The sequence below is a fragment of the Natrinema salinisoli genome, from assembly GCF_020405205.1.
GTDB lineage: Archaea > Halobacteriota > Halobacteria > Halobacteriales > Natrialbaceae > Natrinema > Natrinema salinisoli.
Genome location: NZ_CP084469.1, coordinates 2878026 through 2896845, shown reverse-complemented (window position 1 = coordinate 2896845; position 18820 = coordinate 2878026). Strand labels below are relative to the sequence as shown.

At 65.3% G+C, this 18820-nt stretch carries 18 protein-coding genes; 9 read left to right on the top strand and 9 right to left on the bottom strand.

The window, feature by feature from the left end:
- The first annotated feature begins 66 nt into the window (after positions 1–66).
- Positions 67–1197: an ORC1-type DNA replication protein gene (locus LDB05_RS14350; RefSeq protein ID WP_226004674.1), complete on the top strand. Its 1131-nt coding sequence runs from the start codon at positions 67–69 to the stop codon at positions 1195–1197.
- An 86-nt stretch (positions 1198–1283) separates the two neighbouring features.
- Here the strand turns inward: LDB05_RS14350 and LDB05_RS14345 are convergent, their stop codons facing one another.
- Positions 1284–1553 (bottom strand): DUF7553 family protein, encoded by a 270-nt coding sequence (locus LDB05_RS14345; protein WP_226004673.1) that lies wholly within the window; start codon positions 1551–1553, stop codon positions 1284–1286.
- Positions 1554–1741: 188 nt separating this feature from the next.
- On the opposite strand from LDB05_RS14345, the gene uvrB reads away from it, so the two are divergent.
- Entirely contained in the window at positions 1742–3796 is a 2055-nt protein-coding gene (gene uvrB, locus LDB05_RS14340; protein WP_226004672.1) for an excinuclease ABC subunit UvrB, read from the top strand.
- Positions 3797–4078: 282 nt separating this feature from the next.
- Here uvrB and LDB05_RS14335 read toward each other — a convergent pair whose 3' ends face one another.
- From LDB05_RS14335 to LDB05_RS14315, 5 genes are all read right to left on the bottom strand, one after another.
- The gene (locus LDB05_RS14335; RefSeq protein WP_226004671.1) at positions 4079–5305 is read right to left on the bottom strand and encodes a putative manganese transporter; all 1227 of its coding nucleotides are present in this window, start codon (positions 5303–5305) and stop codon (positions 4079–4081) included.
- Positions 5306–5572: 267 nt separating this feature from the next.
- The gene (gene nrfD, locus LDB05_RS14330) at positions 5573–6913 is read right to left on the bottom strand and encodes an NrfD/PsrC family molybdoenzyme membrane anchor subunit (protein ID WP_226004670.1); all 1341 of its coding nucleotides are present in this window, start codon (positions 6911–6913) and stop codon (positions 5573–5575) included.
- 153 nt (positions 6914–7066) lie between these two features.
- Entirely contained in the window at positions 7067–7549 is a 483-nt protein-coding gene (locus LDB05_RS14325) for a GNAT family N-acetyltransferase (protein ID WP_226004669.1), read from the bottom strand.
- Positions 7550–7709: 160 nt separating this feature from the next.
- A complete protein-coding gene (locus LDB05_RS14320) occupies positions 7710–8186 on the bottom strand; it encodes a GNAT family N-acetyltransferase (protein ID WP_226004668.1) in 477 nt (158 codons plus the stop codon).
- Between the two features lie 116 nt (positions 8187–8302).
- Positions 8303–8602 (bottom strand): SUI1 family translation initiation factor, encoded by a 300-nt coding sequence (locus tag LDB05_RS14315; protein ID WP_226004667.1) that lies wholly within the window; start codon positions 8600–8602, stop codon positions 8303–8305.
- A 225-nt stretch (positions 8603–8827) separates the two neighbouring features.
- Between LDB05_RS14315 and LDB05_RS14310 the strand changes: the two genes are divergently transcribed.
- Entirely contained in the window at positions 8828–9547 is a 720-nt protein-coding gene (locus LDB05_RS14310) for a HalOD1 output domain-containing protein (RefSeq protein ID WP_226004666.1), read from the top strand.
- Positions 9548–9551: 4 nt separating this feature from the next.
- On the opposite strand, the gene LDB05_RS14305 is transcribed toward LDB05_RS14310, so the two are convergent.
- Both LDB05_RS14305 and LDB05_RS14300 read right to left on the bottom strand, forming a co-directional pair.
- Complete coding sequence (locus LDB05_RS14305) at positions 9552–11309, bottom strand: excinuclease ABC subunit C (protein WP_226004665.1); 1758 nt, start codon at positions 11307–11309, stop codon at positions 9552–9554.
- Positions 11310–11335: 26 nt separating this feature from the next.
- On the bottom strand, positions 11336–12034 hold the full coding sequence (locus LDB05_RS14300) for a hypothetical protein (protein ID WP_226004664.1): 699 nt from the start codon (positions 12032–12034) through the stop codon (positions 11336–11338).
- A gap of 263 nt (positions 12035–12297) precedes the next feature.
- Between LDB05_RS14300 and LDB05_RS14295 the strand changes: the two genes are divergently transcribed.
- The 6 genes from LDB05_RS14295 (at position 12298) to LDB05_RS14270 (ending at position 16357) form a co-directional block, all read left to right on the top strand.
- Positions 12298–12567 (top strand): hypothetical protein, encoded by a 270-nt coding sequence (locus LDB05_RS14295; RefSeq protein ID WP_226004663.1) that lies wholly within the window; start codon positions 12298–12300, stop codon positions 12565–12567.
- Positions 12568–12735: 168 nt separating this feature from the next.
- A complete protein-coding gene (locus tag LDB05_RS14290) occupies positions 12736–13005 on the top strand; it encodes a DUF7967 family protein (protein ID WP_226004662.1) in 270 nt (89 codons plus the stop codon).
- Positions 13006–13135: 130 nt separating this feature from the next.
- The gene (locus LDB05_RS14285; RefSeq protein WP_226004661.1) at positions 13136–14062 is read left to right on the top strand and encodes an ABC transporter ATP-binding protein; all 927 of its coding nucleotides are present in this window, start codon (positions 13136–13138) and stop codon (positions 14060–14062) included.
- Positions 14059–15027 carry an ABC transporter permease gene (locus tag LDB05_RS14280; RefSeq protein WP_226004660.1) on the top strand — a complete coding sequence of 323 codons (969 nt, stop codon included), beginning with the start codon at positions 14059–14061 and terminating at the stop codon, positions 15025–15027. The genes LDB05_RS14285 and LDB05_RS14280 overlap by 4 nt, the downstream gene beginning before the upstream one ends.
- Positions 15028–15120: 93 nt before the next feature.
- Complete coding sequence (locus LDB05_RS14275) at positions 15121–16107, top strand: ArsA family ATPase (protein WP_226004659.1); 987 nt, start codon at positions 15121–15123, stop codon at positions 16105–16107.
- A 61-nt stretch (positions 16108–16168) separates the two neighbouring features.
- Positions 16169–16357, top strand: coding sequence for a multidrug transporter (locus LDB05_RS14270; RefSeq protein WP_226004658.1), 189 nt, complete (start codon positions 16169–16171; stop codon positions 16355–16357).
- A gap of 360 nt (positions 16358–16717) precedes the next feature.
- Here LDB05_RS14270 and ligA read toward each other — a convergent pair whose 3' ends face one another.
- Positions 16718–18802: an NAD-dependent DNA ligase LigA gene (gene ligA / locus LDB05_RS14265; protein ID WP_226004657.1), complete on the bottom strand. Its 2085-nt coding sequence runs from the start codon at positions 18800–18802 to the stop codon at positions 16718–16720.
- Between the last annotated feature and the right edge of the window lie 18 nt (positions 18803–18820).

Here is an 18820-nt window from a genome sequence, read left to right as displayed (position 1 = left end):
TACCGCGGTCGAACCGTGGATCGGGCCACCGAACCATTAAGACGCTGCGGAAGCAGGGTGAAAGTGATGGGAGACGACCCCGACGAGGGGATGTTGTCGTGGGACGAATCCGTCTTTAGAGACGAGCACGTCTTCGAAATCGACTACGTTCCCGAGACGTTCAAGCACCGCGAGGGCCAGACCCAGAGCCTGACGTACGCGCTACGCCCGGCGGTGCGGGGGTCGCGACCGCTGAACGTCGTGGTTCGAGGGCCGCCGGGCACCGGAAAGACGACGGCGATCCAGAAGCTGTTCGACGAGGTCGGTGCCCAGACGAGCGAGGTCCGGACGATTCGAGTCAACTGTCAGGTCAACGCGACCCGGTACTCGGTGTTCTCGCGCCTCTTCGAGGGGACGTTCGACTACGAGCCACCCTCCTCGGGCATCTCGTTCAAGAAGCTGTTCGGCCAGATCGCCGAGAAACTCGTCGAGGAGGACAAGGTCCTCGTCGTCGCGCTCGACGATATCAACTACCTCTTCTACGAGAACGAGGCCTCGGACACGCTCTACTCGCTCCTGCGGGCCCACGAGGAGTACCCCGGCGCGAAGATCGGCGTCGTCGTCGTCTCCTCGGACCCGGCACTGGACGTGATCGACGAACTCGACTCGAGAGTCCAGAGCGTCTTCCGCCCGGAGGACGTCTACTTCCCGGTCTACGACCAACCCGAGATCGTCGACATCCTCGAGGAACGGGTCACACGCGGCTTCCACGAGGGCGTGATCGGTCGGGAGACGCTCGAGTACGTCGCCGAACTCACCGCCGAGAGCGGCGACCTCCGGGTCGGGATCGACCTGTTGCGCCGGGCGGGACTCAACGCCGAGATGCGGGCCAGCCGAACCGTCGAGCGCCAGGACGTCGAGGACGCCTACGAGAAGTCCAAGTACATCAACCTCTCGCGGTCGCTCTCGGGGCTGACCGACACCGAGCGGGCGCTGCTCGAGGTGATCGCCGAACACGACGGCGAGCAGGCCGGCGAGGTCTACGAGGGCTTCCACGAGCGGACCGACCTCGGCTACACGCGCTATTCCGAGATCGTCAACAAACTCGACCAGCTCGGACTGATCGACGCCGATTACGCGGAGGTCGACGGCCGAGGCCGCTCGCGGTCGCTCTCGCTGTCCTACGAGAAAGAGGCGGTGTTGGATCGGCTCGAGTAGGTCGCCAACGATGATTCCGGGTGGAACGCCGGGAGAACACTGATCGTCGCGGTTTCGGTCATCGTTGCGCTCGTCCGAACGCGCTCTCAGGCCTGCTCGAGGGTCTCGCGGTAGTCCTCGGTTGTCTCGATGGCCGACTCGACCTTGTCTTTCGTGGTGCCGTCGGCCCGCTCGCGGACCTGCCGGAGCGTGTTGAGCCGCTGGTCGAGGATGGCGTGATCCGGTTGCGTATCGCTCGTCACGTAGTCGGCGAAGGCGTCCGTCGTCTCGCGGATATCCTCGCGAACGTCGTCGCTGTCGGCCGACTTCGCCGCCTCCTCGAGGTCGTCTCGGGCCTGCTGGAGTTGCTCCGTCATACCCCGGTCGACCACGGCTCGGTCCATAACGGTTGGGCGGGCAGTGGCCACGTTCGGATGCGATCCGAGGCTCGGTGGCGACTGTTCTCGACTGCTGCACTGGTCGGCCAGAACATCTCGACATCGAGTTCGACTGCGAGTTCACGTAATGCGAGCGCGTAAAGTGGCTCGAACCCCTGACTCCGATAATGAGTGACGCGCAAGGTCCCCTGCAGCCGGACCGACCGGACGTCGACCGTCCGTTTCGGGTCGACGCCCCCTTCGAACCCGCGGGCGACCAGCCCGAGGCGATCGAACAGTTAGTCGACGGCTTCCAGTCGGGAATGGACAAACAGACCCTGCTCGGCGTGACGGGGTCGGGCAAGACCAACACCGTCTCGTGGGTCGTCGAGGAGATCCAGAAGCCGACGCTGGTCATCGCCCACAACAAGACGCTGGCGGCCCAGCTCTACGAGGAGTTCCGGAACCTCTTCCCGGACAACGCCGTCGAGTACTTCGTCTCCTACTACGACTACTACCAGCCCGAGGCCTACGTCGAACAGAGCGACACCTACATCGACAAGGACGCCTCGGTCAACGACGAGATCGATCGCTTGCGCCACTCCGCCACGCGGTCGCTGCTGACCCGCGAGGACGTCATCGTCGTCGCGAGCGTCTCCGCGATCTACGGCCTCGGCGACCCGCGCAACTACATCGACATGTCCCTGCGCCTCGAGGTCGGCGAGGAGATCGGCCGCGACGAACTGCTCGCGCAACTCGTCGACCTGAACTACGAGCGCAACGACGTCGACTTCACGCAGGGTACCTTCCGCGTTCGCGGCGATACCGTCGAGATCTACCCGATGTACGGCCGCTACGCAGTCCGCGTCGAACTCTGGGGCGACGAGATCGACCGTATGGTCAAGGTCGACCCGCTCGAGGGCAAAACCCAGGGCGACCAGCAGGCGGTACTCGTCCACCCTGCAGAGCACTACTCCATTCCGGAGAACACGCTCGAGAACGCGATGGACGAGATCCGCGACGATCTCGACTCCCGAATTTCGTACTTCGAGCGGCAGGGCGACATGATCGCCGCCCAGCGCATCGAGGAGCGCACGACGTTCGACCTCGAGATGATGCAGGAGACGGGCTACTGTTCGGGGATCGAGAACTACTCGGTCTACCTCTCGGACCGCGAGTCGGGCGAAGCGCCGTACACCCTCCTCGACTACTTCCCGGACGACTTCCTCACCGTGGTCGACGAATCCCACGTCACGTTGCCCCAGATCCGCGGGCAGTACGCCGGCGACAAGTCCCGGAAGGACTCGCTGGTCGAGAACGGGTTCCGACTGCCGACCGCCTACGACAACCGACCGCTCACCTTCGAGGAGTTCGAGGACAAAACCGACCAGACGCTGTACGTCAGCGCCACGCCGAGCGACTACGAGCGCGAGGAGAGCGGCCAGATCGTCGAACAGATCGTTCGACCGACCCACCTCGTCGACCCGGCGATCGAGGTCTCCGACGCCACGGGCCAGGTCGACGACCTGATGGACCGCATCGACGAGCGGATCGAGCGCGAGGAGCGTACCCTCGTCACCACGCTCACCAAGCGCATGGCCGAGGACCTCACCGAGTACCTCGAGGAGGCCGGCGTCGACGTCGCCTACATGCACGACGAGACGGACACCCTCGAGCGCCACGAGATTATCCGCTCGCTCCGGCTGGGCGAGATCGACGTTCTCGTCGGCATCAACCTCCTGCGGGAGGGCCTGGACATCCCCGAGGTCTCGCTGGTGGCGATTCTGGATGCGGACCAGGAGGGGTTCCTCCGATCGGAGACGACGCTCGTCCAGACCATGGGCCGAGCGGCCCGGAACGTCAACGGCGAGGTCGTCCTCTACGCCGACGAGCCCTCGAACGCCATGGAGTCCGCCATCGAGGAAACCCAGCGCCGCCGCGAGATCCAACAGGAGTACAACGAGGAACACGGCCTCGAGCCCACGACGATCCAGAAGGAGATCGGCGAGACGAACCTGCCGGGGAGCAAGACCGACACCAGCGAGGTTTCCGGCCGGGAGCTCGAGGACGAAGACGACGCCGCCCGCTACATCGACGAACTCGAGGAGCAGATGCAGGAAGCCGCGAACAACCTCGAGTTCGAGCTCGCGGCCGACATTCGCGATCGGATCCGGAAGGTACGAGAGGAGTTCGAACTCGAGGGCAGCGACGAGGGGATCGCGCCGCCGACCGAGGAGTTCTGAGCGAAATTCGGTCTGAAATACTCCGATAGCGGCTCGAGCGACCGACTCGAGCACTTCGATTATAGTCGCGTCCGCGAAGAGTGTCCTGCTATCGTGGCAACTCCGTGTTGCCACGCCCTCCCCAGCCGATTCACTCGCTCCGAAGTCGCTCGTTCATCCCTCGCACAGTGTCATCGGCCGTCCTCACGTGTCGTTCGGCCGGCCGACAGCGCGCGCCACCGCAACGCCGGTTGATCGGTTTAGCGTGATACGTTTTGTCGATCAACGATTGCTGGCCACTGATCACAGCACGCCGAACCCGAACTCCGCCATCCCGAAGACGGGACCCCACAGGAAGTGGAGCGCGACGCCGACGACGACGGCGGGCAGGAAGTTGTAGATCGTGGCGACGATCGCGGCCTTGGCGTCGACGGCCAGCAGCGGGAACAGGGCGTCGCCGTCCTGGGCGATCGCGTTGGCCGACAGCGCCGAAAAGGGCAGCCCGCCCTCGGCGTAGACGCTCGCCAGCAGGATCTGGGGGCCACAGCCGGGGATCAGCCCGACGACCGCGCCGCCGATCGGGGCGAGGACCCCAGCCGTTGCCGCGAGCGTCGCGACGTTCGCGCCGCTGAAGAGGACGAAGTACTCGTAGGCCAGGAAGGCCGCGAGCACCCAGACGGTGACGAAACTGGTCTCCATCGCCGCGTGGGTGAGCGTGTCGTAGATCGATCCGAAGGAGTCTCGAGCGCGTGCGATCTCTCCCTCGCCGACGTAGTGACGGCCGACCGCGTATAGGTACAGCGACAGGAGCGCCCCGACGATGCCGGTGACGGTAAAGAAGCCATCGAAGCCGAAGTCGGCGACGAGCGCGACCTCGGGGGCGCCACGGAGCAGGTAGAGCGTCCCGAAGACGAGCCCCGAGACGGCGGTGACCCACCACAGGACGTGTGCGAAATGGGAGAACGGGGTGAGCACTCGAGAGTGCCGATCGGGGCCAGTTTCGTGTGCGTGCGTCGGGGCCGGGCCGCCGTAGTCGTGGGCGGGGTTCGGGCCGACGCTACTGTTGACGACCGTCCCGCCGTCGGGCGTCGCGGCGGGCGAGAGCTGTGCGACGGCGGCGTCGACGCGGGAGACTCCCAGTCCGACCTCGTCGACGAGGTAGCCGGTCGCGACGGACGCGACGAACGCGATGGCGTAGGCGTACAGCGCGGCCTCCGGTGCGAGTGCGAGGATGACGAACGCCGAATCGCCCGCGGTCGCGCCGAGCGTCGCGACCACGGTTCCGAAACTGACGGTTCCGCGGACGTACAGCGGCATCACGACGATCGCACCGCCACAGCCGGGTGTCAGTCCCAGCAGCCCGCCGAACAGCACCTGTAGTCGCTCGTTGTCCTCGACCGCGCTGAGTACGGCCCCGCCGGTCCAGTACTGAAGCAATCCGAACGCCAGTACCGTCACCGCGACGAACGCGCTCACCTGGACGTAGCCGTCACGAAGCGATACGAGGAAGACCTCCAGGAGTTCGTTCACGGGGACTCACCGCCGATTTGGGAAAGGGTGGACGAAAGATTAGACATCTCTAAAAATAGGTTTAGTAGCATAGGGTAAATACCTGCTGGTGGCGGTAGAAGGTTCCGGACAGGGCACCGACTGGCCGATTGAGGAAGAGAGCGGACACGCAGTGAATCCTCGAGCCAGCGGTTAGCCGGGACCGACGACGGAGGCCTGCGGCCGACGCATTCCTGAAACTCGATCAGTTGCGTTGAGCTCGCGACGCGTCGTGACGGCGGTCCGTCGCTACTCGCGTTCGCGTTCGCGTTCGTGTTCGTGCTCGTCTCGGAGGTGCTCGATCGCGTGGAGTTCGACGACGGGGAAGATCTTGGCGACGGTGAGGAAGATCAGCGAGACCATGCCGATCGTCCCGAGGATCGACGCGATCTCGATCAGGCTCGGAACGTAGACCCCCGGAACGGCCTCGTAGATATCGAACGTCGGGTGGAGGAACCCTTCGACGACGAACAGCACTTTCTCCATGATCGTCGCGGTGAGGACGGCGAGGCCGGAGACGACGGCCCGTTCCTTGGTGAACAGGGTCGGTCGGATCGACTGGGCGAAGATGTAGACCAGGGTCAGGAAGACGAGCGACATCGAGGTGAGGTAGATCGGATTCGTGGCTCTGGCGCGCGCAGCGATGGTCAGATCGACCGGTGCTTGGAACAGGCCGGTGATGTTCTGTTGGAGCTGCAGCCAAAGGAAGAGGAGACAGAAGAAGCCGAGCCAGAGGAGCAATCCGCGGAAGATATCGTCGGTGAAGATGTGATCCCAGTCGTAGGCGTGGCGGAACGAATAGGCGAGGATGATCACGCCGCTGATAGCGGAGGTGAGGGCGATGGTGAGGAACTGCGGTCCCTGGACGCCGCCGAACCAGGTCGGCATCGTCGGGATCACGGCGAACAGCCACGGAATGACGCCGCCGTGGAGCAAGAGCGGGGCCATGATGATGATCGCGAGCGCGAGCCACCAGACCATGCGCTGGACGACCGCGTCTTCCCGCTCGGTGTAGCCCATCGTCACGAGCGCGTAAATCGGATCGAGCCGGTCCGGCAGCTGATCGCGGAGGCGACTGACGTCGTAACGCAAGGTCAGCGCGAGGTAGGTCGCCGTCAACACGAAGTAGGCCGTGATGACGGTTACGTCCCACACGAGCGGCGAGGCGTGGACCGTGATGTGGTAGTGACCGATGACGCTCGTGACCATCCGGTCGGGGCGGCCGAGGTGGACGATGATGTAAAAACCGGCCGCGGAGAGCCCGGCGATGGTCAGCAACTCGGCGAGTCGCGCGACGGGCATGTACCGGTCCATCCCGAGGAGCCTGACCGCGGCCGAGAGGATGATGCCGCCGTGAGCGATGCCGACCCACCAGATGAACGCGCCGATGTAGACCCCCCACGTGACGCCGCCGCCGCTCCCCCAGTCACCGAGTGCGGTGACGATCAGTCCCTCCTCTAACTGGTACGCCCACCCGATCAGGAAGGCGACGAACGCCAGCCCCGCAATGCCGACCAGTACGAAGTACGTTGTCGAGACGCTTCCGATCGGCCGCAAGATGTCGCCCTCGCTCGGCGTTTTCGTCGCCATCGTGCTACGGTGGACCTCACCGGCGCCGCACTTGCGTCCGTGCTATGAATTTGCAAGGTCGTCTACCGTAAAACCGGTTCACCGAATCGGCCGGTTCGTCGATCGGGACCGACGCCGCGATTGAATCGCGGCTCGAGTCGGTTCTCCGACCACTTACAGTTCGAGCGTGTAGACCACTTCTCGTCGCTTTTCGCCGCCGATTTCGACGTCGTCCTCGCCGGTCGGTTCGAACCCGTGTTCCTCGTAGAACTCCCGGCCGCCGTCGTTCGAGGCGAGATCGATCGCTCGCATCCGCTCCATGTTGAAGTCCTGCAGGTCCGCCCGGAGACGTTCGTACAGTGCCGTCCCGATCCCCTCCCCCTGATGGTCCGGATGGACGGACATGCGAAGGACGTCGCCTTCGTCCTCCGTGACGACGCCGTGCGTGAAGCCGACGACGTCGCCGTCCGCCTCCGCGACGAGAAAAGCCGTTCCGGGCTTCGAGAGCGCCGTCTCGAGCGCCTCGTCGCCGTACCACTCGTCGATCGTCTCGTCGATGGTTTCGGGCTCGAGTTCGTCGTACGTTTCGTGCCAGGTCTCTCGGGCGACGCTCCTGATCCGGTCGCGGTCGTCGAGGGCAGCCGGTCTGATCTCCATGTGGCACGCTACGACGGAGAGTATCAAAGTGATTGGTCCCTCACAGTTAGGTATGGGCGGCGCGACGGACGCGACGACCGGAGCCGAGATCGCCGGCCCTCACGACGGAACTCGTCTGAAAGCGGAACGAACGACGGCCGTTCTGAAAAACGGCCGCTGATTACAGTTCGAGCGTGTAGACCGCTTCGTCGTAGAACTCACCGTCGATCTCGACCTCGCCCGTATCGGTCTGTTCGAAGCCCAGTCCCTCGTAGAACGCGCGGCTGGTCTCGTTGAACGCGAAGTCGATTGATCGGATTCGGTCGACGTCGTAGGACTCGAGCTCGGCGATCAGTCGGTCGTGGAGCGTCGAGCCGATCCCTTCGCCCTGGTGGTCAGGGTGGACGTACATCCGAAGGATGTCGGCTTTGTCGCCCTGTGCGACCGCGTGGGTAAAGCCGACGAGTTGGCCATCTCGTTCGACGACGAGAACGACCGTACCAGGGGCCTCGAGCGGCATCGAGTCGTCGGTGTACCAGTCGTCGACGGTTCGGTCTATCACCTCGGCCTCGAGTTCGTCGTAGGTGTCGTGCCAGGTATCGCGAGCGACGGCGGTAATCGCCTCGAAGTCGTCTGGTGTCGCGGCTCGGACGTTCATACCTCATCATCGAACGTGAGACTTAAATAACTCGCTGACACGAGACGAGCGCGCCGCCTGGAGACACTACTCGAGCGGTCTGGGGTAGCGAAGCCGGCCGATCGATCCGGATCGTGTCACTCGCGAACGTCGAACCCTCGATCCCGGAGGAGCTCCGGGACCCGATCGCGGTGATCTCCTTGCAATTCGATGCGACCGTCGTCGACGGTTCCGCCCGTACCCAGCGAACTCTTCAGATCCGAGGCGGTCGATTCGATCTCCGATTTCGTGAGATCGAACCCCTCGATGATCGTCACCGGCTTGTCGTAGCGGCGGCTCTCCGTTCGGATCGACAGCATCTGCTGGGACGTCTCGAGGTCGCCCTGACTGTCGAGTTCGTCGAGGAGGTCGTCGAGCTCGTCGTCGTTGTCTGCCATATCGTCACATGGCTCGGGACCGGGGATAGCCCTGTCCTTGCCGTCGCAACGGTCGACGACCGGCGACGTCGGCCCGCGGTGTCGATCGATCGCGGTCCGCATCGGACTCTCGAGTGAGTCGCGCCGCCGACGCTCCGTCCGGTAAATACGCGGTTGACACCCCGGCAACTGGCGATTTGGCTCGGAGGGTCGTACTTATGTGTCTCTGTCCGCAATCCTCATTTAATGAATTACGAGGGGTCTCGGCCACGGTTCGATCGGTGGGAGAATCACCTGCTCGTCCTCAGTGGTCTCGTCGCTCTCGTCTGCGTGGCCTTCATCTCAGCGACGCCCGGACCGAAATTCTTCGAGATTCCCGAAGTGATCGTTCCGCTGGGGGTTTCGATCGGCCTCAGTCTGTATACCGTCCGGTTGCAGCGACGAAATCGGCCGACGGACCGGCCGGATCCGATGATAACGTACGTGTGGGCCGGCGCGCTCGCGTCCGGCGCTATCGGCGCCTTCTGGATGGGACTGCACCTCTACTACGGCCTGCCGATCGACGTGTTACCGGACAAGATACTCACCGTTCTGAGCGGGGGGCTGGCCGTCGGCGTCTTCCTGGGCCGATCGGCCAGTACCGGTTACCGGCCCGATGCGGACGCCGATCGAGCCCGCGTCGTTGCCGAGACCAGCTGGACGACCCCCTCGGAGCCGAGCTCGATCCTCGAGGCGGTCGTGGAGACGCTGGCGGACCTCGAGGGCGTCGATCCTCACGAACTCGGCCCGCTCTACGACTCGATCGATCCGGAGGTGTTCGACGGATTACAGGCCCAGGACGACTCCCACTGGCAACTGCTCTTCTACGCGGACGAGTACGAGGTGCGCGTGAACAGTCACGGGACGGTCACCGTCTACAGCCTCGAGTCGCCGGACGATCGATCGCGACCGACGTCCGTAAACTGATCGTTCAGAGCCGGGATTTGATCGTCTCCGCCGTCTTCTCGCCGATCCCCTCCACGCTCCGGAGATCCTCGAGGCTCGCCTCGCGGACGTTCTCGACGCTGCCGAAGCGACCGAGCAGCCGCTTTCGCGTTTCGGGCCCGACCCCCTGCACGTCGTCGAGCACCGTCTTCACCTCGTCCCGCACCGTCTGGTGGTACTGCACGGCGAAGCGGTGGGACTCGTCGCGCACGCGCTGGAGGAGATGCAGGTGCGGCGCGTCGCTCGGCCACGAGAACGTCCGGTGGGGCGTCACCACGCGCTCCTCGGCTTTCGCCAGCGCGACTGCCGGGACGTCCCAGCCGACCGCCTCGAGCGCGTCGCGGGCCGCCTCGAGCTGTCCCTCTCCGCCGTCGATCAACAGTAAATCTGGGTCGGGCCGGTCGTCCCGGTCCTCGACGGCGCGGCTGGCGCGCCACTCGAGCAAGGCGCGCATATTGTCGTAGTCGTCGTTCTGATCGGTCAGCTTCTTCCGTCGATAGTCGCCCTTCTCGGCGCTGCCGTCGACGAACGTGACGTTGCTCCCGACCGCTGCCTTCCCCTGGGCGTGGCTCACGTCGAATCCCTCGATCCGCCGGGCCGAGTCGATCTCGAGGGCGTCCGCGAGCATTCCGCACTCGTCGCGTCGGCCCACGTTACGCCGGGCGTTCTTCAGCGCGAGTTCGACGAGTTTCGCCTCCCGGCCCGCACCCGGGACGCGGACCGAGACGCCCGCGGCCTCGAGCCAGGCGGCGACCTCCTCGTCGCCGTGGCGCTCGGGCAGGAGCAGGGCGTCGGGGAGCTCGCGCTCGGCGTAGTACTGGACGATGAAGGCGGCGAGGACGGCGGGGACGCCTTTGGTTTCGCCGGCGACGCCGTCTCCGGTAGCGCCGGGTGCCTCGAGCGTGTGCCGATCCCGATCGACCAGTTTGCCGCTTTCGGCGCGCAGGCGCGCGACGGTCGCGTCCTCGCCCTCGATGGCGACGCCGAGGACGTCGACGCCCTGCTCGTCGCCGACCGACTGGACCGCCTCGCCGCCCTCGCCGTGGAAGGCCTCGACGGTCTCGAGGCGGTCCCGCAGGTTCGCCGCGCGCTCGAAGTTCTGCTCCTGCGCTGCGGCCTCCATCTCCCGGCGCAGCGGATCGGCGAGGATTCCTGTCTCGCCCTCCAGAAAACGCTCGACCGCGGTGACGTCCTGTCGGTAGCTCTCGAGGTCGATTTCGCGGGTACAGGGGGCCGTACAGAGTCCCATCTCGTAATCCAGACAGGGCCGGTCGCGGCCCGCGTACTTGTGGTCCGAGCAGCCTCGGACGCCGTACGTTTCCCGGAGCGCTTTCACGACGGTCTCGACCTGGACCTTGCTGGTGTAGGGCCCGAAGACGGTCGCCGACTCGGCGGGATCGCGAGTGATCTCGATCCGCGGGGCGTCGTGGGCCGTCAGCTGGACCATCGGATACGATTTGTCGTCCTTGAGCCGGACGTTGTAGCGGGGCTGGTGGCGCTTGATCAGGTTCGCCTCGAGCAGCAGAGCCTGCGTCTCGGTATCGGTGACCGCGATCTCGATCTCGTCGGCCCGGTCGACCATTCGGCGGATCCGCGCGCTGCGCGGATCGGCGTAGGATCGCACCCGATCCCGAAGGTCGACGGCCTTCCCGACGTAGAGGGTCGTCCCCCCCTCGCGGAACTGGTAGACGCCGGGCTCTCGCGGCAACGATCCGGCACGCTCGCGAACCCCGTCGGCGTTCATCGGCGGCCCTACGGAGTCAGGAGGTTTCAGCCTGACTCCTCGGCACGGGTGTCCTGGCTGATCGACCGTGCTCCCTCGTCGTCCCGGATTTCCTCGAGTCCCGGCGTCGAGCCCGAACCCGGGCGAATCGCCCGCTCGAGGTCCTCGACCGATCCGGCCGCGACAGCGGCGTCGCTGACGGGGATCTCGATGTCATTGCCACCGCTGACGCGGAGCACGAGTCGTCTCGAGCGCGATCGGAGGACGGAGACCACGAAGACGGTGGCGACGACGAGAGCGGCGACGCCGAGCAGGAGAACGCCGCCCTCGAGTACCACGAGGGCCGTCTCGATGGCTTCGAGCGTCGCCTCGACGACGCGCGTGAGCTGCGTCGCCCCCGGCATCGGCCGGATCCCCTCGAGATCGACGGTCGGAGCCGCCGTCGCGAACCTGCTGCCCCTCGCGAGCTCGAGCAGCCCGACACCGACGACCGCGGTGACGCCTCCCAGACAGAGCTGCCGCAGTGGCGTGTCCGTCTCGACGGACACGGTCCCGACGTCGGGCCGGTCGACGTGACGGAACTTCGGCTCGTCCCCGCCGGGCGTAAACGCCAGCACGCGCTGGTTCGTGACGACGATCGTCCCGCCCTCGAAGTCGGCGCGGTGGTCGACGGTCTCCCCGTCGTGACAGAGCTCGTCGGCGTGGGCACGCCACTCGTCGATGCGTTCGGTCCGGGTCCGGGCCATCGGTAGTCGTCACTGGTCCAACGGCGACCGTCAAGTACGCGGGGGCTCGTTCACGCGGGTAGGGGTCGCCTTCGCGTTCGATATTTCGAGGCCGAACTCGAGCCAGTCCCCGACGAGGAAACGCGACGGTAGTCTACAGGGGAGACAGTAGACAGTGCAACCCCGCCGATTCATTTTCAATTAGGCTTTATGTAGGAGAAAACTAATGGGAGATTGACGACCGACCGCTGCTGAGGCGATGTATTCACGACGAAACCGAAAATATGCTCGACGTATCGTTCGACTACGCCGTTTTGGTGGTTGGCCTCTTCGCAGTTCTGGGGCTAATCCGGACCGTACTGAGCAACGTGATCAATAAAGACGATACGGATCTCCGGCGCATTGGTGTCTTCCTCGTCGTCATCGCCTACGTACTCTCGAAACTGGTTCCGAGTCGGTTCGTGACGGTATCCGGGACGATCGACAGTGCTATCGGCGCGGTAACGATCGCGTTCCTCGTCGTCGGCGTCGTGCTCCTGTTCCGGCGCAACTGAGTGCCATCCACTGCCGGGAGGGGCGCAGTCGACCCGCGACGACCGTTCGATCGCGGTGTCGAGCCGACGTCCCGTCACGACCGGGTCGACTCGGGACCGTCCGATTCACTCCGAGACCGACCGCTTCGACTCGGTACATTCTCGGTGATCGATTCCGAACGCCCGGGTATGAGTGATTCGACGGTACAGTGCTGGCTCGTCGAACGGGAGGTCGGCGATCGCGACTTCGTAACGCTCGTCTACGCGACGCCGGACGGTTCACGCTACCAGCAACGACAGCGATCCTCTACGGCCCTGCGAACGGGCTCCGAAGTGACCGCAGCGACCGATATTCCCGAAGACGAACTCGAGCCGGTTCCCGACGAGGAGACGCGCGAGCGGTACGCAGACGAGGTCGACCGAACCGCCGAGCGGTACGATCCCGACGATCCGATATAGGCGTCCGTTTCTTCAGTCGTTGGCATCGCGAAATGACGACGAGTGACGCCGTCAGTACGAGGAAATCGATGCTTTCAGTTGTAGTGCGGATGTCACAAACCTTTTTGCGGAACGCTGCGACCACACAGCCATGCCAGCTATCACAGTCGACAATCTGACCAAATCTTTCGGTCAGACCCTCGCACTCGACGATCTCTCCTTCCAGGTCGAGGAGGGCGAGGTGTTCGGATTCCTCGGTCCCAACGGTGCCGGGAAGTCGACGACGATCAACATCGTTCTCGATTTCGCCCGCCCGTCCGCGGGCGAGGTCACCGTCCTCGGAATGGATGCCCAGCAACGCAGCCGGGACATCCGGCGGCGGACCGGCGTCCTGCCCGAAGGCGTCGAGACCTACGATCGCCTGACCGCCCGCCAGCACCTCGAGTTCGCGATCGAGTCGAAAAACGCGAACGACGAGCCCGAAACCCTGCTCGAGCGCGTCGGCCTGGTCGACGCCATCGACAAGAAAGCCGGCGGCTACTCGAAGGGGATGTCCCAGCGGCTCATGCTCGCGATGGCGCTGGTCGGCGAACCCGACCTCCTCATCCTGGACGAGCCGTCGACCGGCCTCGACCCCAACGGTGCCCGCGAGATGCGCGACATCGTCCGCGAGGAGAACGAACGGGGCGCGACCGTCTTCTTCTCGAGCCACATCATGGAGCAGGTCGAGGCGGTCTGTGACCGCGTCGGCATCCTTCGCGACGGCGAGATGGTCGCCGTCGACTCCGTCGAGGGTCTTCGCGACTCCGTCGAGGGCGGCACGACGCTGCGGGTCACCGTCGACCGGATCGACGACGACGCCCTCCAGGCGGTCCGCTCGCTGCCCGACGTCGGCAGTGCGACTGTCGAAGACGGAACTCCGCCGACACTCATCGTCGACGTCGACGGGTCGAAGACCACCGTCCTCTCGACGCTCGAGGACCGCGGCATCGAGGTCCAGGACTTCTCGACGAGCGAGGCGTCGCTCGACGACGTCTTCCGCTCGTACACGACGGAGACGGAGGTGCAGGCGCGATGAGCGCCGAAACGGGCTCCGCCACGGCGGGGTCGGGCGGCGCGGCCTCGAGTTCGATCAACCCCGAAAGCGTCCGCGCGATCGCGAAGAAGGACTTCCAGGATTCGGTCCGATCGTGGCTGTTCTGGGGACTGAGTGCGTTCTTCTTCGCGCTTCTGGTCATCGTGACGGGGGTTCTCTCGTACTTCGGTGAAGATATCGCGGCGCAGGGGGCGACGACCGGGATGCTCGTGTTGTTCGTCAGTCAGATCACGAAGCTCGTGGTCCCGCTGATCGCACTGGTACTCGGCTGGAAGTCGATCGCGGGCGAACGCGAGTCCGGGAGCATCAAAATCCTCCTGTCGCTTCCTAACTCTCGGAAGGACGTCCTGCTCGGCAAGCTGCTCGGCCGTTCGGCCGTCCTATCGCTGTCGCTGACCGTCGGGTTCGGACTCGCCGCCATCGTCGTCGCCGCGTTGCTCGGCGGCTTCGATATCGTCGACTACGTCGGCTTGCTCGTGATGTCGATCGTCTACGGCGTCGCCTACACGAGCATCGCCGTCACACTCTCGTCACTCACGCGCTCGACGACGATGGCCGGGGCCGCGATGGCCGGCATCTTCGTCATGTTCTACGGCGTCTGGAACGGCCTCGAGGGAGCGTTCCGCCTGCTCGCCCAGCGGGAATTCCTCTTCTTCGATACGGTCACGTATACGGCGACGGTCCAGGGCCAAGAATTCGAGGCGGAGCGGCTCCAGGACTGGGTGTATTTCGTGCTGAATCTCGACCCGGGCCAGGCCTATACGAACGGTTTGACCCTGCTTACGGACGTCGACGCGCTCGAAAACCAGGCCACGATCAACGCACAGATGTTCGGTGGCGAGTTCCCGATATTCCTGCAGGACTGGTTTTCCTTCCTGATCCTGCTGTTCTGGATCGTCGTCCCGATGGCCGTCGCGCTCTATCAGTTCGATCGCGTCGACATCTGATTGCCCTCGCCGTTCGCTCCCGTTCTACCGCCACGTTCGACTCGTTCTCGCCCGGGCGATTCGTTTACACCGCATGCCGTGGTAGCCGTGGCCGTGACCGACTGCATCTTCTACGGCGGTAAAGGCGGCGTCGGCAAGACGACCTGTGCGGCCGCAACTGGCCTCTCGCTGGCCGCTGACGGTCGGGAAACGCTCGTCGTCTCGACCGATCCGGCCCACTCGCTTGCCGACTCGCTCGAGGCCGATATCGGTCCGGAACCGACCGAGATCGTGCCGTCGGAGTCCGCTGTCGCGCTCGCGGACGGCCCAGCCCAGGACGGGAGCCTGTGGGCCGTCGAGATCGACCCCGAAACCCAGCGAGAGCGCTACGAGAAACTGGCGCAGGCGCTGGCGTCGGACCTCCGCAGTGCCGGGGTCAGCCTCTCCAACGAAGAAGTCGAACGGCTCTTCGCGACGGGTGCGCCGGCCGGCAGCGACGAGATCGCGGCCCTTGATTTGCTGGTCGAGTACGTCGATTCGGGCGAGTGGGATACCGTCGTCTTCGACACCGCGCCGACGGGCCACACCCTGCGACTCTTCGATATGCCGGACGTCATGGGGATGGCGCTCGAGACGGCCCAGTCGCTCCGCGGACAGGCAAAGCGGATCGGGAACGCGGCCAAGACGGCGGTGTTCGGGCCGATGTCGATGATGACCCGCAGCGGTGACGACGAGGAGGAGAGCCTCGCGGTGTTTCAGGCTCGCCTCGAGCGCGCCCGCGAGGTACTCGTCGACCCGGAGCGGACCGAGTTTCGCGTGGTACTCATTCCGGAGTCGATGGCGATTTCGGAGACCGAGCGGCTCGTCGAGCGACTCCGCGAGGCTGGCGTCCCGGTCGAACGGTTGGTGGTGAACCGCGTCCTCGAGGACCCCCACGAGGGCTGCCCGCGCTGTCGGTCGCGCCAGGACCGCCACGAGGAGCGACTCGCGGAGGTCCGGTCGACGTTTTCCGAGCTCGAGGTCGTGACGCTCCCAGATCTCGAGGGCGAGGTACAGGGCCGCGAGTCGCTCGCGGTGATCGCCGAGCGGCTCCCCCGGTGATGGACTCGCTCGAGCGGCTGGCACCACTAGATTGAAAATGTGGGAAAACGCACATTACCCCATGGCACTCTCGCTCGGTCGAAACTCGTCCCCGCTCGTCACGGCGATCGGAGTAACCGTTGCACTCGTGGCGATCGTCGGAACGCAGTTCCTCGGCTGGGAGTGGGGGTCGGGACAGCTCGTCCCGACGATTATCGGCGTCGTCGCTGCCGTAATTGCCGCCTTCGTGGTCCTCACTCGCCGCGGGTGAGTCGGGCCGTCGTCTCCCGTATCGAGTTCGGCAGTCGACAGCCCGAGTCGTGGCATTCCGCGCCGGAAATAATGTCGTATAACTTATACTGGCCACGAAGCTTATACCCGATTACTGACTGCTGGACGCTGTAGCTGGCACGCTACTGATCCACATGAAACTCCTCGAGAAGTACCTGAGACGGTTGAAACGACCGAAACCTGAGCAGCGAATCTACCAGTGTTCGAACTGCGGGTGTACCTACGAGACCAACAACTCGACCTGTCAGGAATGCTGGAACGAGCGACTCGTTCGAATTAAGTAGTCGATTTCGCCCCGGTTCGATCCGGCGTTCGATTCCGGCGACTGGAACGGTACCGATTACTCGAGGTCGATCCCTCGCTCCTCGAGCAGCGCCCGAAACTCCGCCTCGTCGACGATCGGCACGTCGTTGTCCCGCGCGTCCGCCTGTTTCGTCGCGCCCGGATTCTCGCCGGCGACGAGGTAGTCCGTGTTGCCCGAGACGCTGCCCGTCGCGTTCGCGCCGCGGGTCTCGACGAGCTCCTGGGCCTCGTCCCTGGTCATTCCCTCGAGCGAACCGGTGAAGACGAAGGTGAGGCCCGCGAGTTCGTCGCCGCCGGCATCGGTCTCGAACTCCTGGGGTGAGACGTGTTCGAGCACGTCGTCGACGACCGCGGCGTTGGCCTCGCCCGTGAAGAATTCGTGAATCGTCTCGGCCACGGTGTCGCCGACGTCGTCGACCCCCTCGAGTCGGTCGGGGTCGTCTTCGGCGGCCTCGCGGAGCGCCTCGAAGGTGCCGAACTCGCGGGCGAGTTCCCGAGCCGTCGTCGGACCGACCAGGGGGATACCCAGCGCGGAGACGAAATCGGGCAGTGGCGGCTCGCGGCTCCCCTCGATCTCGTCGAGCAGGTTCTCGGCGCTGGTCTCGCCCCATCCCTCGAGCGCCGCGAGATCCTCGTACTCGAGTTCGTAGAGGTCGGCGACGGAGTCGAGCAGGCCGGCGTCGACGAGCTGACGGACGCTCTTCTCGCCCAGCCCCTCGAGATCGAGCCCGTCGTCGCCCGCGTAGTACTCGATCGAACGCCGGAGCTGGGCGTCACAACCCAGCCCGCCGGTGCAGAAGGCCATCGGGCCGTCGCGTTCGACGGGGCTGTCGCAGACGGGACACGTCTCGGGCATCTCGTAGTGGCCCTCGCTGTTCTTCTCGACGACCTCCTCGACGTACGGGATCACGTCGCCGGCGCGCTGGACCCGGACCGTGTCGCCGATATTGACGTTCTTTTCGGCGATCTCCTCGGGGTTGTGCAGGCTCGCCCGCGAGACGGTGACGCCGCCGACGTCGACCGGCTCGAGCAGGGCGACGGGCGTCAATCGCCCCGTCCGGCCGACCTGAACTGCCACGTCGGCGATCGGCGTCACCTCGGCGCGGGCGGGGAACTTGTAGGCGAACGCCCAGCGGTCGTGACGCGCCGTTTGTCCGAGTTCTTCGCGCGCGTCGCGGTCGTCGACCTTGATGACGACGCCGTCGATCTCGTAGTCCAGGTCGTCGCGGGCCTCGAGCAGGCGGTCGCGGTAGTCGATCGCGCTTTCGATATCGTCTACGACCTCCACGCGATCGTTCACCCGGAGCCCGAACTCGGGGAAGCGCTCGAGCGCTTCCCGGTGCGTGTCCTCGAGTTCCGAGGCCTCGAGGACGTCGAAGTAGAAGACTGCGAGCGGGCGGTCGGCGACGACCGAGGGGTCGAGCTGGCGGATGGTCCCGGCGGTGGCGTTCCGGGGATTGGCGAAGGGTTCCTCGCCGCGCTCGATGCGCTCGCGGTTGTGCGCCTGGAAGGCGTCTTTTGGCATGTAGACCTCGCCCCGCACCGCGAGGGAGTCGGGGTAGTCGCCGTGGAGTTGCTGTGGGACGGAACCGATCGTGCGCGCGTTGCGCGTGACGTCGTCGCCCTCGCGGCCGTCCCCGCGAGTGACCGCGCGCTCGAGGCTCCCCGCTTCGTAGACGAACTCCATGGAGACGCCGTCGAACTTGGGTTCGCAGACGTACCGAACGTCGCCAACCTCCCGTCGGACCCGCTCGTCGAACTCCCGGACGTCCTCGACGTCGCCGCTCTGGTCGATCGAGAGCATCGGCGCGACGTGCTCGACCGTCTCGAACGCCTCGATCGGCTCGCCGCCGACGCTCCGCGTCGGGCTGTCGGGATGGGAGAGATCGAACGCTTCCTCGAGTTCGCGCAGCCGGGTGAACAGCGCGTCGTAGGTCCGGTCGGCGATGACGGGCTCGCTCTCGACGTAGTACCGGCGGTCGTGCTCGCGGATGGCCGCGCGCAACCGTTCGACCTGTCGCTCGGCCTCGGCTGCCGAGAGGGCCTCGACCGGCTCGAAGTCAGTCGGCGGATCCCGGAGGTACGGGTTATCTTCGTCCGCGTCTTCGTCGGCGACTGGCATTGCTCGAGGGTAGCCGTT